Source organism: Streptomyces sp. SA15 (assembly GCF_002291145.1).
Lineage (GTDB): Bacteria > Actinomycetota > Actinomycetes > Streptomycetales > Streptomycetaceae > Streptomyces.
Genome location: NZ_NTGE01000165.1, coordinates 1 through 15,044 on the forward strand (window position 1 = coordinate 1; position 15,044 = coordinate 15,044).

At 68.3% G+C, this 15,044-nt stretch carries 14 protein-coding genes; 10 read left to right on the top strand and 4 right to left on the bottom strand.

Features of this window, described 5'->3' with window-relative positions:
- From CLM62_RS36920 to CLM62_RS52250, 7 genes are all read left to right on the top strand, one after another.
- Positions 1–1,043: hypothetical protein (locus CLM62_RS36920; RefSeq protein ID WP_218835655.1), on the top strand; the 1,043-nt coding region annotated here is incomplete at its 5' end.
- 235 nt (positions 1,044–1,278) lie between these two features.
- Positions 1,279–1,761, top strand: coding sequence for a hypothetical protein (locus CLM62_RS36925; protein ID WP_143659212.1), 483 nt, complete (start codon positions 1,279–1,281; stop codon positions 1,759–1,761).
- Between the two features lie 71 nt (positions 1,762–1,832).
- Entirely contained in the window at positions 1,833–2,042 is a 210-nt protein-coding gene (locus CLM62_RS36930; RefSeq protein WP_143659213.1) for a hypothetical protein, read from the top strand.
- 250 nt (positions 2,043–2,292) lie between these two features.
- Positions 2,293–3,129 carry a thermonuclease family protein gene (locus CLM62_RS36935; RefSeq protein WP_095754268.1) on the top strand — a complete coding sequence of 279 codons (837 nt, stop codon included), beginning with the start codon at positions 2,293–2,295 and terminating at the stop codon, positions 3,127–3,129.
- A gap of 161 nt (positions 3,130–3,290) precedes the next feature.
- Complete coding sequence (locus tag CLM62_RS36940) at positions 3,291–4,190, top strand: nuclease (RefSeq protein ID WP_373559224.1); 900 nt, start codon at positions 3,291–3,293, stop codon at positions 4,188–4,190.
- A 268-nt stretch (positions 4,191–4,458) separates the two neighbouring features.
- Positions 4,459–5,715, top strand: a complete 1,257-nt coding sequence (locus CLM62_RS36945; protein ID WP_257004297.1) for an ISL3 family transposase — start codon at positions 4,459–4,461, stop codon at positions 5,713–5,715.
- A complete protein-coding gene (locus CLM62_RS52250) occupies positions 5,712–6,074 on the top strand; it encodes a transposase (RefSeq protein ID WP_257004298.1) in 363 nt (120 codons plus the stop codon). The genes CLM62_RS36945 and CLM62_RS52250 overlap by 4 nt, the downstream gene beginning before the upstream one ends.
- 117 nt (positions 6,075–6,191) lie before the next feature.
- Here the strand turns inward: CLM62_RS52250 and CLM62_RS36950 are convergent, their stop codons facing one another.
- Together CLM62_RS36950 and CLM62_RS36955 are read right to left on the bottom strand one after the other, a co-directional pair.
- Positions 6,192–6,527 (bottom strand): hypothetical protein, encoded by a 336-nt coding sequence (locus tag CLM62_RS36950; protein ID WP_095754270.1) that lies wholly within the window; start codon positions 6,525–6,527, stop codon positions 6,192–6,194.
- A 189-nt stretch (positions 6,528–6,716) separates the two neighbouring features.
- On the bottom strand, positions 6,717–7,124 hold the full coding sequence (locus CLM62_RS36955) for a helix-turn-helix domain-containing protein (RefSeq protein WP_257004299.1): 408 nt from the start codon (positions 7,122–7,124) through the stop codon (positions 6,717–6,719).
- 25 nt (positions 7,125–7,149) lie between these two features.
- Between CLM62_RS36955 and CLM62_RS36960 the strand changes: the two genes are divergently transcribed.
- Both CLM62_RS36960 and CLM62_RS50430 read left to right on the top strand, forming a co-directional pair.
- A complete protein-coding gene (locus CLM62_RS36960; protein WP_095754272.1) occupies positions 7,150–7,773 on the top strand; it encodes an NAD(P)-dependent oxidoreductase in 624 nt (207 codons plus the stop codon).
- A gap of 80 nt (positions 7,774–7,853) precedes the next feature.
- The gene (locus tag CLM62_RS50430) at positions 7,854–8,009 is read left to right on the top strand and encodes a hypothetical protein (protein ID WP_179382393.1); all 156 of its coding nucleotides are present in this window, start codon (positions 7,854–7,856) and stop codon (positions 8,007–8,009) included.
- Positions 8,010–8,020: 11 nt separating this feature from the next.
- Here the strand turns inward: CLM62_RS50430 and CLM62_RS52255 are convergent, their stop codons facing one another.
- On the bottom strand, positions 8,021–9,088 hold the full coding sequence (locus CLM62_RS52255) for a site-specific integrase (RefSeq protein ID WP_257004300.1): 1,068 nt from the start codon (positions 9,086–9,088) through the stop codon (positions 8,021–8,023).
- A 433-nt stretch (positions 9,089–9,521) separates the two neighbouring features.
- Here CLM62_RS52255 and CLM62_RS36970 point away from each other — a divergent pair, with 433 nt between their 5' ends.
- Positions 9,522–11,657 carry a hypothetical protein gene (locus tag CLM62_RS36970; protein ID WP_095754273.1) on the top strand — a complete coding sequence of 712 codons (2,136 nt, stop codon included), beginning with the start codon at positions 9,522–9,524 and terminating at the stop codon, positions 11,655–11,657.
- 114 nt (positions 11,658–11,771) lie between these two features.
- Here CLM62_RS36970 and CLM62_RS36975 read toward each other — a convergent pair whose 3' ends face one another.
- Entirely contained in the window at positions 11,772–14,987 is a 3,216-nt protein-coding gene (locus CLM62_RS36975) for a Tn3 family transposase (RefSeq protein WP_095754274.1), read from the bottom strand.
- Positions 14,988–15,044 lie beyond the last annotated feature (57 nt).

Here is a 15,044-nt window from a genome sequence, read left to right on the forward strand (position 1 = left end):
AGTCGGAGTTCACCGCGACCATGTTTCAGAATGCGGGCACAGGCGCGGAGCTCTCCCCGGTCGCCTCGATTGCGGACGTTCTTGAGCGGTTCAAGAGGTTTCCGGAGTTCGTGAAGACCAGTCCGACCGCCTATGAAGCGGAGGTGGCCACCTACGACACGCTGCCGCTGCCGCTGCCCACCCCTGAGGAGCGGGAGGACTTCCTGCTCGCCCTGGCCGATGCGCGTGAGAAGAAGCTGCGCTACCTCCAAACCCGCAACGATCTGCAGTTCGCGCTGCAAAACCCCGCGTTCTTCCAGGACCTTCCCTCGAGTCAGACCCTCAATGGGGCCATTGCGGTGTACACGAAGCTGATCAACGCGGTGGTGCAGCATGCCGTCCGGCTGTCACGGGGGCAGATCACCCCGCCGCAGCTGTTCGACCCCGGTGCGCTTACACCGCCCATCGTGGAGCCGGCCCCTATCCCGTTGACGAGGAAGCCGGCCGAGGAGCCGCGTCTTGCGCTCACGGCGGGTCCGCGGTCGTCTTCGAACATCCCACACCGCGTGTTCGATGTGCCGGATAGTTTCCAGGCCACCGTCAAGCTCTCGCTCCGGTTTGCAGAACCGTCGATCAGCTCAGCCCGCCACGCCGGTATCGCTCTGCTCGCCCCGGGCGGCTTCTATGTCGGTGTGAGCAAGCGCATCGATTCGGGCGGGCACCTTGTCGGCGCGGTCCATGGGAGCGTCACCGGGGACGGGAGCATCGCGGACGGGAGCAGCAGCACGACGGGCGGGGAGCAGCATCTGGTCTTCCGCCCCGAGCCGCCGTTCTTCGACGAGACCGTGCACCTGAGGATAACCGTCCGAGATCGGAAGATTCGCGGAACGGAATTCAGCAGGGACGGAGTGGAATTCACCCCCATTAGGTTGCGCCTGATTCATAGCAACAGGCCACAGCCAGAGAAAAAGCTGGTCCTCTTCGCGTTTTCGGGAGACGACACGTCGTTCACCGCCAGTTTCTCCGAACCGAAGATCGTGGATCTGGCAGCCCCGCCAGGGTAGGTGGGGAAACCCGCAGGCCATCCGAGTCGGGGCCTGGTTGCCTGGAGAGCTCTGGCGTTCATCGCGGAACGCCTATGCGATCGGTAATGGCATATATAGGGACGTCATGGTAGATCCGTAATCTCTGGCTGCCGCCCTCGCACGCAGGGGGCACAGGTCACTCTTCGAGTCGCAAAGTGTGATCAGCGGGAGTCGGGTCATCTGCGGCTTCCCCCCGGTGAGCAAGGAGGTCGGCATGGCCATCAGGCCCAAGGTCACGCCGCTGGTATCGGCACCGGTGACCGGCCTCAGCGAGGCCAACGGGATCAACAACGCCGGGGTTGTGGTCGGCCAAGACGATACGGTCTTCCCGTTCGTGTGGCGCCCCGCCCAACCTAACGGCCCAACGGGCACGCCGACCCGCCTGCCGATCCTGCCCACGGGCAGTGGTCCCAGTACCGCCACTGCCTTCGCGATCAATAACAACGACCAGATCGTGGGTTTCTCCGACGCCCTCGACGCCAACGGAACGCCCGTCGAGCGCGCCGTGTTGTGGACCGCAGGCGCCGTGCAGGACTTGGGCACGCTCATCCCCGACCCGGCTAATCCGGGCAGCTTCCTGGGCAGCAGTCGCGCGATCGACATCAACGACGTCGGCCAGATCGTCGGCAAATCCGACACGGCCCTCGGCGTCGAGCACGCCTTCCTGCCGGCACAGACCCCAGCGGCAATCCGCTGACCGGCGCGGCCCAATTCGTCAACGGATCGCCGCCCAGCGCTTTGCTGCCGCTGCACAGCGACGGTTTCGATGTGGGATCCAGCGGCCACGTCGTGGGCAGCTTCGGCCTCCCGGCCAAGGGCTTCGTGCTCCACAGCACGACCGGCCTGGTCGACCTGACCGCGTTCGCCGCCACGCCGGGCATGACGATCATCGGGGGCACCGGAGTGAACGCCTCGCGCCAGGTCACCGCTCTAGCGGAGGTCAGCGGCGCCACCGTAGGGGTGTTGATCACACCGTGACGGCGGCCGTGGTCCTCAAACCAGCACACCACCGAGATTGCCGAACCACCTACCCCGCCCATCCCGAAAGAGGCCACACGCCCCCGGCTAACACCGCCTGCCACGAATCCACACGCCGACGGACCTGACCCGAACCAGGAGGGATGGACGATGCCGCCAGCACTCCAGGCACGCCGGATCATCGTCAACGACGACGGTCGTACCCGGCAGCTCGCCTGCGCCATCGTTCACCCGCAGTGAGGAGACGACCATGTCCCTGCTGGTCCTTGAGGGAACATTCCGCGTGCCCGGTGCCATCGCCGACGGGGGCACAGTCCGCTTCGCCCCAGACTCCCTAGACGCCTGGCATGCCCTCGAAGGCACACATCAGGTCGCTCTTGATGCCGACGGGCACGCCAACGTGCGCCTGTATGGCGCCGACACCTTGGAGACGGACTTTCCGACGCGCACCGGAAAAGTGCATCAGCCTCTAGAATTTGCCAATTTGGCCGGAACTGCGCTGATGCGCCTGGTGCTTCAGCGCAGCGCCAAACTCGTACGACCGCTTGGGGTGCGTGGGTACGTGCTGGCCCGCGGGGCCGATCGTCACGGACGGTGCGTGGCGTTCGCAGGCGGCGGCCCGACGCCGGCGCCGAGCGGCACCCGCATTCAAAACACAGACGCAGCGCTACAGCAGTCGGCCAACCTGACCTTGTTTCAGCTGGGCCTGGCCTACCCCGCCTTCGACCGGGAACTCGACCCCGACCTACGTACCAAGATGGCCCACGCCTCAACAAGCGCCCGCCACGAGAAATTGGGACTGTGGCGCAAGGATCGGACGGGTACCGGAGCGCAGATCGCCGGTATGGACTCACTGGCCGACATCGTCGTCATGCCGGCGCTGTTTCGGCGGTTGGTGGACTTCCTGGTGCGCAACGGCCCCGAGACGTCGTTGGCCGGATTCCGCGAGGATCTGCGGCAACGCCACGATCAGGTCACCGTGATATCCACCGGTGAGCAGACTGGCCTCGACACGCTGGTGGACGTCTTCGGCCAGACCGTGAAGCTGGTGCATCGTCCGGAGGACCTCGTCTTCGACCAGCCCTGAGACCGCAGGAGGCTGATGACCCGGTCCGCCTAGGAGCAACCTGAGTGAGCAGGTCCAGCCGGCGCATCACTCGCAGTGAGACTGATCGTGTGGTCGCGGCTGGGTGCTCATCGGCTTCAGGGCCCCCGGTCTTCTCTTCTCTCCAGGGAGTTGCTATGCCAATGCTGCTGTTGCTGATCAGAGGCTCGTACCAGGTCGTTGGTACTCGGCCGGAGGGGGACACCGTCCACTTCACCCCTGCCAATCCGGCTGAGTGGAATTTCGTCGGCGTCGGCGGCTTCCACAGCGTCGAACGCAATGCGTCCGGCCAGGGCAAGCTGCGACTGGATGCCGTCGACACGCTGGAAACCCACTACTCCCGGTCTGGCCCCGAGGTCAGTCAGCCACCGTTCTTTGCTCACGCCGCCAGGGACGAACTGTTGAGTTGGCTGGGCTTCACCGACGTGCAACGCGCGCCGGACGAGACAGTCACTGCTGCCACGCCCGAGAGCACACCCGGGTGGATCCTCGCCCGTAGTGCGGACATCGGCGGCCGCTGCATCGCCATGGCCGGCCGCGGCACGCCCCCTGGCAATAGCGGGACAGACACCATGCTCGACGTAACCCGACTCCGCACCACCGTCAACCACCATCTGCTCAAGACAGGGCTGGCCTATCCGACCTACTACAGCAATCTCTTCCACGACGATCCCTTCCAGGACCTGCGCGCTGAGCTGACTGCCGCGGTCCATCAGGCGCAGGCCGCCCCCGTCAAGGGGCTGTGGACCAAGGACGTCACCCTCAGCGGGGCGACCGTCACCGGCATGTCCTCGCTCACCAACGACGTGGTAATCCTGCCGAAGCTCTTCCGACGGCTGGTGGACTTCCTCAACCTTGGCAATACCGATCTCTCCGGCTTCCCCGCCTTCCTAGCACAGACACAGGACCGCTTTCTCATCCTGTCCACTGGCCAGTTCACAACCGGTCTCGACGCAGTGGTCGAAGTCACCAACAGCAACGTACGGATGACCCACCCCGCCGAAGACCTCGTCTTCGAAGAACGCGTCTTCGAAGAGTCCTGATCCTTCGGAAAGGAATCCCGGCGGCGCCGGTCGCCGCGAGGTGCGGACAGCGATCGCGGCATGGCTCAGGCCTGGCTTCGACGCCGACGACCGGGCTCTGGCACAGATCTTGGGGAGCGGTCGCGGAGGGTCACCGTGGTGTTCGATTGCGAGGGTTGGTCTCGTGTGAGACCGCGTACGCCTCGCCGTCGGACAGGCGACAGTGACGCTCCATCAGGTCTCTGCGGGCCTTGGCGGTCGTCGGCTGTGGCCGGTGACGGTGCTGGTCATGCAGGCCGACTCAGTGTTCTGGGACTCGCTGGTGTTCGACGGGATCGACGACGTGGACGTCGCGGCGGTGACCGCTGTCTTCGGCACCGTCGACATCGTGGCGAGAGGCCGGGCGGCGGGCGCAGCCTGTCCGGACTGCGGTCGGTTCTCGGAACGGGTGCACGACTCCTACCAGTGCAGGCTGAAGGATCTCCCGCTCGGTGGGCAGGGCGTCGTCATCCTGCTGCGGGTCCGGCGCTTCATCTGCGGCGACACCACCTGTTCGCGCCGCACCTTTGCCGAGCCGTTCGCGCAGCTGACCGCCCCGTACGCGCGCTTCACCACCCGGTTGAACCGCATGCTGGAGCGCATCGGGCTCGCGCTGGCCGGACGGGCCGGCGCCCGGCTGGCTGCCCAACTGGGCCTCGGCGCTGGGCGGATGACGCTGCTGCGCAGGGTCGTGGCGTTGCCGGATCCGCAGTTCGCCACGCCGCGGGTACTCGGGGTGGACGACTTCGCCACCCGGCGTGGCCACTCGTACGCCACCGTGATCACAGACGGCGAACGCCACCGGCCCATCGACGTCCTGCCGGGACGCGAAGCGGCACCCCTGGCGGCGTGGCTGGCGGCCCACCCGGGAGTTGAGGTGATCTGCCGGGATCGCGCCGGCGCCTACGCCGAGGGCGCCGCGCTCGGCGCCCCGCGCGCGCTCCAGGTCGCCGACAGGTATCACTTGCTGCAGAACCTCGGCCAGGCCGTCGAGAAGTGCGTCGCCGCGCACCGCGACTGCCTGCGCTCCAGCGCCCCGCAGCCGGACCAGGCAGTCACCGGGGAAAACGCCGACGGGGCCTGCGCCGTCGAGCCGCACTCACTCCCTTTGCCCACCGGTCGGCGGGCCGAGCGGATGCGCGCCCATCATGCCCTGGTCCACGGCCTGTTGAGCGAGGGGATGGGGCTGCGTGCCATCGCCCGTCACCTGGGCTGGGGGCGGCACACCGTCCAGCGGTATGCGCGCGCCGCCCGCTGGCAGGACATGGTTACCGGACGCAGTTCCCGCACCAGCCGCCTCGATACTCATCAGCCCTACCTGCAACGGCGCATCGACGAGACCGACGGCACGATCACCATCACGAGGTACGCGAGGAGCTCGCCGGCCGCGGTCATCCGGTGCCCTACAGCAGCCTGCGGGATTGGGCCCGCAGCCGCCTGCAGTGGCCCGACGCGCCCGTCCCGGCCGCCGCGGCGCCCTCGGTCCGCACCGTTGTCGGCTGGATGACCCGGCACCCCGACACCCTCACCGAGGACGAGAAGCGGCTGCTCAAGGCGGTGCTGGCCGTCTGCCCGGAGCTGGAGCAAACCCATGGACTCGTACGGGATTTCGCCCAGACGCTCACCCAGCGGACCGGCGCTGACCTGCCGGACTGGATCAGCACCGCCCGTGCCGCGCAGCTGTCCGGGATCACCGGCTTCGCCCGCGGACTGACCTCCGACCTCGAAGCCGTGATCGCCGGGCTGACCCTGCACTGGAGCTCGGGCGGCACCGAGGGCGCCGTGACACGCGTGAAAAAGATCAAGAGGCAGCTCTACGGCCGGGCCGGATTCGAACTGCTCCGCAAGATGATCCTGCTCCAGTGACCCTCCGCGACCGCTCCCCAAGATCTGTGCCAGAGCCCGTGAACGACGTCACAGCCAGCTCAGGCCGGATGCGCCGACCGCCCGGCCACCGGGGACGGGCGATGCTATCGGTGGCGCTCAGGCTGTCAGTAGGTATAGGCGGCGTGAGACACCTTGTCGGTGAGACAGGTTGACAGACCGCATAACGGCTTCGGACACCCAGGCGCACCAGGCGGGCCGGTCGGTGCCGGCGTCGCCCAGGTGTTTCTCGGCCGCGGCGAGGGCACGCAGCACAGCGCGTCGTTCGCTTCGGTCGCCTCGTGCGGCGAGGGTGCGGGCGAGGCGCAGCTGGAGCAGGCAGCGGGCGGCGGGGTTCTGGGCGCGGGTCAGGGCGTAGTTGAGGATGTTTGCCGCGGTGGTGTGGTCGCCTCGCCAGGCGGCCTGGTAGGCGAGGTTGTGGCCGTAGTTGCCCACTGACCGCTGACCGCGCGCCCCTGCCCCTGCCCCTGCGGACCGAGGTTGGCCTACTTGTGGATGAGGTCGTTCCGAGTTCGAAGTGAGTTCGCAGTGAGTTCAAAAGCGGCCCGCCATGCACGGTCATCGACCACGGCACCATGGTCTCGTGCATGGCGGGCCGTATCTCGCAGTCGGGCTGCTCGGTGATCAGCCCGCGAACTCGTCCGCGGAGCGGGCGTCGTGGGCCTTGCGCAGGGACAGGACCTCGTCGACGTGCTCCTCGGCCCAGGTGGTGATCGGCTCCACGACGGGCCGCAGGGAGTGGCCCAGCGGGGTCAGTTCGTACTCCACACGGGGCGGGACCTCGGCGAAGACCGTGCGGGTGAGCAGGCCGTCGCGTTCCATCCCCCGCAGTGTGTAGGTGAGGACCTTGGGCGTCACGTGATGAAGCGTCCCGCGTAGTTCGCTGAACCGCTTGGGGCCGTCGCCCAGGTTCAGCACGATCAGCACCGACCATTTGTCACCGATGCGGTCGAGCACCAGCCGGGACGGGCAGCAGATCTCGGATTCGTCGGCAGCTTCTACTTTCTCGGTGACGGCGTGTGCGCGGCACACGCGATGACTACAGGGAGGTCGTGGGATGCGCATCTTGCTGTTCGGAGCCACCGGGATGATCGGCAGCCGGATCGCTGCCGAGGCGGGCGAGCGGGGCCATGAGGTGACCGGTGCCACGCGCAGCGGGAAGGACGGCACCCTCGCGGCGGACGCGAGCGACGCCGACACCGTCGCGCGCCTGGCGGCCGGCCACGACGCGGTGGTCCTGGCAGTGGCACCGCCGCGAGGCGGCATCGAGGCCTCCGAGTCGCTGCTGGAGGTGGGCCGCGGCGTACTGGACGGCGTACGCAAGGCCGGGGTGCGTCGCCTGGTGGTGGTGGGCGGCGCGGGCATCCTGGAGGTCTCCCCCGGTGTACGGGTCGTCGACACCCCCGGGTTCCCCGAGGACGCCCTGCCGCCGGTTCGCGCCCAGGTGGCGCTGTTCGAGCTTGTCCGGGACAACGCCGACGACCTGGAATGGACCTACCTCTCCCCGCCCGCGGTGATCACGCCTGGCGAGCGCACGGGCGCGTACCGGATAGGCGATCACCAACTGCTCAGTGACGGCGAGGGCAACAGCCACATCAGCACCGAGGACTACGCCGTCGCTCTCGTCGACGAGTTGCAGCGGGGCGAGCTCACCCGCCGCCTCGTCCACGTCGCGTACTGACCGGCTCACACAAACGGAAAAGTTGGCACGTCACCGGCACGTGTTGTGTTGGTTGCCAACCAATATCAGAGGAGCACCACGTGACGAACAACAACAGCACCGCCGACGCGGTCGGCGTAGTCGAGGCGTACATGCAAGCGCTGCAGATCAAGGACACTGACACGATCTTGCGGCTCTACGCCGACGAGGCCGAGAGGGGTATCGCCGAGGTGAGCCTAGAAGCCGCCAATAGTTGATCTTGGAGGCGTCAGCGCTTCCGCCGGGCGGCGGGGTCGCGTTCGGCGACGTGTCGGGCGACGGCGTCGACGCCAGGGCGGGCGTACCGCTCCAGGGAGCGGACGGAGGCATGGCGGGACCGGGCCAGCAGCATCGGGGTGGAGGTGCCGCCCTCCGCGTCGTGCGTGAGCGCGGAGTGCCGAAGCCGGTGCAGGGTCCAGCCGTCCAGGTCCTCGATGTCCTCGGGTGAGGCGAGCGGGTTGGCCAGCAGCCGGGTGTCCTCCTCGAAGATCTCCTCGGCCCGGCGGTAGGAGAGCCGGGCCCGGCCGGTCTCCGGGCACACGTCGAGCGTCGGCGTCCCGGCCGGGGCCTTGCGGTCGGTGAGGAACAGCGGGCCGCGGGCGCGGCGGGCGATCAGTCGGGGCAGGAGCTGGGCGGTGCCAGACTGCCAGTGAATCCACTCCGTCGCCCCGCCCTTGGCGGTGATCCTGCCGCGCTTGTCCTGCGGGTACACGTCTTCCACGTTCAGGCACAGCACCTCATCGGCCCGCGCGGCACTTTCGTAGAGGAGCTTCCAGAAAGTCTTCTCCCTGAGCCCGACGTCCAGGCGCCACAGGGCGGCGATCTGGTTCTCGGAGAGGGCCTTGGTGCGGTCCGGCGGTGCCGGCCGCCGCTCGATGCCGATCGTCGGATCGCCGTCGATCCAGCCCTGGCGCTGCCACCAGCCGATCGCCTTGCGGGCGATGGACAGCTCTCGGTTGACGGTGTCGGCGTCCATCTCGTCCGCCCGCGCTGCCGCCAGCTCGGCCAGGAGCTCCGGCAGCGCCGGGTCGCCGATCGCGGTGACGGGCAAGACGGGCGGCTTCGCGCCCCGGCGGGCTGGCCCGGTCGGCGCGGGTTCGCTGGCGAACATCCACCCCCACGTCGTCAGCGAGATCCGGTAGATCCGCGCGGAGGACTTCGCGATGCCCGAGCCGGTGAGGTACCGCTCGACCGCCGCGGTGTACGACGAGGGCGGGGCGGACAGGGGCACGATCCGAGCGCGCCGCAGCCGGAGCGCGCCCCCGGCCCCGAGTTCGGTCACTGGTTCGATCGTCACGCCCGCCCCGCCCCCTACGTGCTGCCGCAGTAAATGCGTACACCTCGCCCCGGCGGCCGGAATCGTCCGCCGCAGGTCGCGATGATCAGGGTAGGGACTCCGCCGCAGTAAATCCGGTATTTACTGCGGCATCACCCTGGCGAGCCGTCAGGCGCGCCGGAAGTCCGATAAGCGGACCTCGAAGCGGAATCGCTGCTACCGCGGACGCTTTACCACCGACTCTTGCGCCCGGTCCAGCCCGGAGCGTCACCCTGCGCTCCATGTCCCTTCGCCGTAGCTATGCGAGAACAGGGCCGTCCCGGCCGACAGGGCCCGTCGTCCCGTCTCGCGGCTGCGAGGTGCGGGGCCGCGCGGTAGATTGGAAACCGGGACGTGGTGTCGGATTTCCACCGGGTACAGGCGCGTCGGCCCTCCCGACAAGGAGCCGAACATCATGGCCAAGTCTGTCCGCCTCGGCATCATTCGGGCCCGGCACGACACCACCTTGCCCGTCATCTCCGATCCCGCCTGTATCGCAATGCTCATGACCGGCGACCACGCCCTGCTGCGGTTCTGGGAGAACACCACCCGGGGTTACCTCGACTTCGTCGACTCGTCGATGTTCCCGTGGGTCGACATGATGATCGGGACCGACACCTCCCGAGCGGCCCAGGCCCGCGCTGCCGTCGACGCGCTGCGCGCCCGGTTCCCCAACCCCCCGGAGTGGCCCGGCCTCGACGGTCTGATCGTCATCACCTACCCGGGACAGCGAATCGTGCCGAATCCCCGGGCGGGGCAGCCGGGCCAGCCTGTCACGATCACGCAGAGCTTCGACGGCGGCGCGAACGGTGTCGATGGGTTGCCGGTCGCCGTGCTTCCGGTGATGTCGAGCGACCTCACCTTCATGTGTCACGAGGTCGGCCACATCCTCGGCCTAGACCACACCTTCGGGCTCGACAACAACGGCACCGACTGGGATCCGACCGACGCCACCATCATCGTCGGCCAGGAGTACGGCTCCCCCTACGACCTCATGTCGTCGGCGACCTTCGCCGGCCGCTTCCTCGGCGCGGGGCCGTTCTACTCCGGCCAGCCGACCTTCACCGGGCCGACGGTAACCAACTGGCCGTACTCTCGCGCCTTCGCCATGGGCCCGCACCTCGCGCGCGCGAACCTGCACCTATTCATGCCGGACGCGCTGGCCGGCCGGGTGGTCGAGGCGCCCTTCCCGCAGCCGGGCGCACCGGTCACCGCACGCATCGTCCCGGCGTCCGCGTCGAACGGCAGGTGCCTGCTCGTGCTGCACCCGCCCGGCGAGCCAGCCAACGGGGTGGGCCGGGTCTACGTCGAGTACCGCATCCCGGCGGGCTGGGACGCCGGCATAGACCCACTGGGGCCAAGCCTCTCGCGGGAAGGGGTGGTCGTTCACTCGATCGTCGACATCGCCAACAAGGGGCCGCGCGCGTGGTACCGGGGATCGGTACCGACGGCGTCGCCGGATACCGATGTCGCCGTCGCGACGACACCGCTCGTCGTGCGCACCATAGCTGTCGATCCCGAGCGGCAGTGGGTGGACCTGTCGGTCACTGCGGGCGCGGCGAAGGCAGTCGAGATCGTCCGGGGACTCCAGACCGACGACGTGGTCGGCCCCGTCGGTGAGATCCAGGAGACCACGACGCCGTGCGGCGACCCCCTGCGCCGGGGGACCTTCGCCACCTCGACGACCGCCCGCTTCGGTCTGCGCAGCACCGGCTTCGGCGGCAGCGGCGAGCCCGTCAACCCGCAGCTCACGATCGCCTGGACCGTCGGTGGAGTGCCGCTGAGCGCGCCGGGCGGGAATGTCAGCGTTCCCGTGGACGGGACGGCGTTCACGCTCGACTACACGATTGAGCCGGTCATGTTCGAGCTAGCGCTCACCTCCCGGGGCGGTGAGCGCTATGAGACGCCCGCGGTGGTGACGGTCAGCGGGGATGGGACGACGACGTCCGCCACCGCCGTGTTCACGGCCCAGGGGTGGGTCGAGGGAATCCACCCCGACGACGTGGAGAAGTTCGGTGACTGCCTGCGCCGGATCACGGAGCGGTACCGGCGAATGCCCGCGCCGTTCCGCAGGCCGACGCCCGAGCCGCCGTGGAGCGACCTGGCGACGCGTCGGCTGGCCGAACAGGCCTGGCTGAGGCAGGCGTTCCGGCTGATCACCCAGCCGCCGGACCTCGACGCCACCGGCCGCGGCGAGCTGAGCCGGCTCCTCCAGGTGCAGGCGCCGCCCACCGCGTTCATCGACGCGCTGGGGGAGGCGGCCGTCGACTACAGCGTGCCGGAGGCAGACCTCACCGACTGGCTCCGGAACCCGGAGTTCACCCCTTACCCGGCGCTCGCCCAGTCGCTGCTGCTGAGGCTGGACAGCACGCGGTTGAAGCGTCCTGTGTTCCTGGACGTCATCGCGTTCAACTACGAGAACTCGCCGGGGAAGCCGTCGCCGCGTCTACTGGAGGACGTGGACACGGCCGTCCTGGAGGCGGCCGTGGTTGAGGGCTGGAACGTCCGGTATGGGGAGGCGGCGTCGGAGTTCGGCGAGCTGTTGGCGTGATGGTGCTGCTGATGCACAGGAAGTCGGACGGGCCGACTTCCTGTGCCACCCGACCGGCCCAGAACACCGGTCCCGGACCCGAACCATCCGAATTGACGACCGGCGCAGTACGGGTTAGGCGGCCTGGCCGAAGCCGACTGCGGTGGGGTCCCGCTCGCGCAGCGGGGTGAAGTCGACGTCGAGCTTCGGGTCGTACGCCTCGGGCTCTATGCCGAGTTCGTGCGTGCTGTACTCGCCGAACCGTTTGATGTGCTCGGTCAGGTACGGCGAGATGTGGGCCAGGTCCTCGGAATCGATCTCCCACCCCTCTTCCAGGAGCTGGCGGACGATCTCGGCGATGTCCAGGGCGTTGTGGAAGATGACCGCGTTCGTGAGCAGCGAGTTGAATTTCATCGCCTTCTCCTGCTCGACGGGGTCGTTGTCGGCGATGACGCCCTGGTTGCCGAAGCCGACCCACTGGGAGAAGCGGTTGAACGACTCAACCTTGTTCGTCGCCGCGGTCACCCGCCGGCGCAGCGGTGCGTCCGTCAGGTACCGCAGCAGTTGCACGGTACGGATGACGCGGCCGACCTCGCGGAAGGCCACATACGTGGCATTCTTGTGCGACCCGGAACGCAGCCTCTTCAGCAGCGTCGCCGAGGAGATCGCGCCCTCGCGTACGGAGACGGCCACCCGCATCAGGTGCCGGAACTGGGACTCGATCAGGTCGAAGTCGATGACGTTCTTGCCCGCCTCGCCGAACAGGGCGTCGATGTGCACGTACTCGCTCTGCTTGCTGGGCCGGTAGAAGGTCAGGCCCTTCCAGTTCCTGATCCTGGGCATCAGGTCGAAGCCCAGCAGGTGCGCCAAGGTGAAGACAGGCAGCGACTGGCCCTGGGTGTCCGCGTGCACGGTGGTGGGCTTGACCTCGGAGGAGTTCTTGAGCAAGCCCTCGATGATGTAGACGGCCTCCCACACCCCGCACGGGATGAAGTGCGTGAACAGCGCGATGTAGGTGTCCGAGATGTGGTGGTAGGCGATGCCTCCCGGCTTCCCGTACCGCACGCTGGTCTCGGCGAGCAGGTTGTCGAGGTAGGTGTCCATGTGGGTGCCGTCCGCGGCCACGGCGGTCCCGTCGCCCCACGCCTGCGAGATGTCCAGGCGCGCGTGCGCGTTGACCAGGTCGGCGATGGCCTCGTTTAGCAGTACGAGAGAGAAGTGCCGGTTCGCCGTGTACGCCAGCTCATGCCCGCTCACGCCGGGGATGTGGCGGGCCGCCTCGTACGGGCCCATGTTGGTGCCCTTGACGAACGTGGTGAGCACGTACCGGCCGAACGGGTCGGCAAGTTTCGGATCGTTGCCCGAGGGCGGGCCGAAGCGGCGCCACCACTCCACCCAGTACGCGGTCCGGGCACAAATCCCGATCAGCGTGCGCTCCGGCATCCGCGCCTTGATCTCCTGCTCCAGCCGCTTCGCCGACGGGCGCTGTCCCTCCGAGCGGTGCGCCTTGAGCGAGGGGATGCCGGTGGCCGGGTCGATCACCAGGCTCTCGTTGTCCGGATACCCGGCGTCCGCCGCCGCGGCGGCAGCCCGCAGCCGGTCCTCCAGCTGCCGGCGGAAGGACCCGGCGTCAAACCCGTCGGCCTCACCCTCCTCGGCGAGCCCGACCTCCACCAGGTAGGCGGGCAGCTTTTCCTCCACGACCTCCCACGTAAGCAGCTGCCCCGACCAATCGGCGTACTCCTCCGAGCCGACCACCGCCACATCGCCCGTGCGCAGTTCCTCGGCGAGGCAGGTGAACACCATCGCCTCGAAGTGCTTGCGAACGAACTGCCCCGGCCGCGTCTTGTCGACCACGGCCTTCTGCCAGTTCTGCGTGGCGAAGGAGATGTCGATGCGCCTGCCGTCCTCGCCGATCGCGCTGATGTACTCGCCACGAGCGGCCTCGTTGCGCTGCGCGTGCGCGAGCGCGTCCAGCACCCGCCCGTCCTCCGAGGTGGCGGTGAACTGAAGTTTCTCGGCCAGGTCGAACATCAGCGCCCGGTCCCGGCCGATCTGCCCGTACAGCAACACCTCCCAAAAGTTGCCGTGGTGGGCGGAGACCTTCTCGATCTGCTCGTACTGCTTCGCGAACCCGCCGAAGCTCTCCACGGTCTTCGTGACCGCGCCGAGCCCGCCGGCCTGCACCACCACGGCCTTCATCAGGGCGAGGACGGCCGGGGAGACCTCTCCGCCCAGGCGACGGGCGACCTCCTCGAGCGACGCCTGTTCGTCCAGCCCCTGAAGGGCGTCCACGGCCCCGGCGGTCATCTCGGCGGCCTTCGCCAGCGCGGCCTGGGCCGGGCCGCCGTCGTCGATGTCCTTCAGCACACTGCGGTAGTTGCCGATCAGCGCCTCGGTCATCTCCCGCTCGGCGAGCCGGATCTCCTCCAGCTCCTCCTTCGCCCTCTTGACCTTCGTGCCCATGCGCTTGCAGAACATCAGCGCCAGCTCGTCACGGACCCGCATCCTCGCCTTGTGCGCCAGACACGCCATCAGCGCGACCCGCCTGACCGGCACGTACGCCTTGAGCTCGGAGGCTTCCGCCGCGTCCGCCTCCCCGGCGAAGTCCGTGACCTTCCGCGAGGCGACACCGTCCATCCACACCCCGGTGTCGCCCAGGGCATCCACCCAGTCCAGATGGGTGATCAGCCGCTTGAAGTGCGACCAGGTCGGGCTCTGCGCGGACTTCTTCAGCCGGTTGTACTGCGTGGTGCCATCCGAGTCGCGTTCCTCCAACAGCCGCAGCAGCCCCGCCCGCTCCACCGCGCTCATCCGGTCGTAGATCCCCGTGCAGATCGACGCGTTCACCTCCTTGCGGACCGTCGAGGCCATCGCGTCGAGCGTGGAGAACGCCGGCAGCTCCAGCCCGGCCCCCACGACCCTCTCCAGCGCAATGTTGATCAGATCAGCCGGGCGGTTCTTCGCCGCGGCCTCCTTCCGGATCGACGCCTCAGCGATCCGGCGGGCCTCGGCCTGGTCGTACGTCGCCCCCACCTGGCGGCGCACCTCCGTACGCTGCCGCTCCGCCGTCCGGCCCGTCGCCCACAACGGCACGGTCCCCTCCGGCAGCTCCACCGCGCGGCGGACGAAGTCGACCACCATCTCCGGGTACTCGTCCGGCTTCGGGAACCGACCCATCCGCTGATAGGACTTCAACGCCAGCAGCAGCGCGAGCTGATGGCCGTCGGAATCCATCCGCTCAGCCGCCCACGCCGCCTCCTCCCGGGTCGGCGCGAAGAACAGATGCAGCTCATGCGCGGTGATCAGCCGCTTGAACCGCGGATACGCGGTCCGTTCGATCGAGGTCACAACCCACCCCGGCCCAGACGACGGTCAACATCACACCAACGACACTGAGCTGAATGG

What these genes read in the sequence shown, in the direction of transcription:
- CLM62_RS36925 (WP_143659212.1), top strand. Translation starts at nt 1,279, where the DNA reads ATGGCCATCAGGCCCAAGGTCACGCCGCTGGTATCGGCACCGGTGACC.
- CLM62_RS36935 (WP_095754268.1), top strand. Translation starts at nt 2,293, where the DNA reads ATGTCCCTGCTGGTCCTTGAGGGAACATTCCGCGTGCCCGGTGCCATC.
- CLM62_RS36940 (WP_373559224.1), top strand. Translation starts at nt 3,291, where the DNA reads ATGCTGCTGTTGCTGATCAGAGGCTCGTACCAGGTCGTTGGTACTCGG.
- CLM62_RS36945 (WP_257004297.1), top strand. Translation starts at nt 4,459, where the DNA reads ATGCAGGCCGACTCAGTGTTCTGGGACTCGCTGGTGTTCGACGGGATC.
- CLM62_RS52250 (WP_257004298.1), top strand. Translation starts at nt 5,712, where the DNA reads ATGACCCGGCACCCCGACACCCTCACCGAGGACGAGAAGCGGCTGCTC.
- CLM62_RS36960 (WP_095754272.1), top strand. Translation starts at nt 7,150, where the DNA reads ATGCGCATCTTGCTGTTCGGAGCCACCGGGATGATCGGCAGCCGGATC.
- CLM62_RS36970 (WP_095754273.1), top strand. Translation starts at nt 9,522, where the DNA reads ATGGCCAAGTCTGTCCGCCTCGGCATCATTCGGGCCCGGCACGACACC.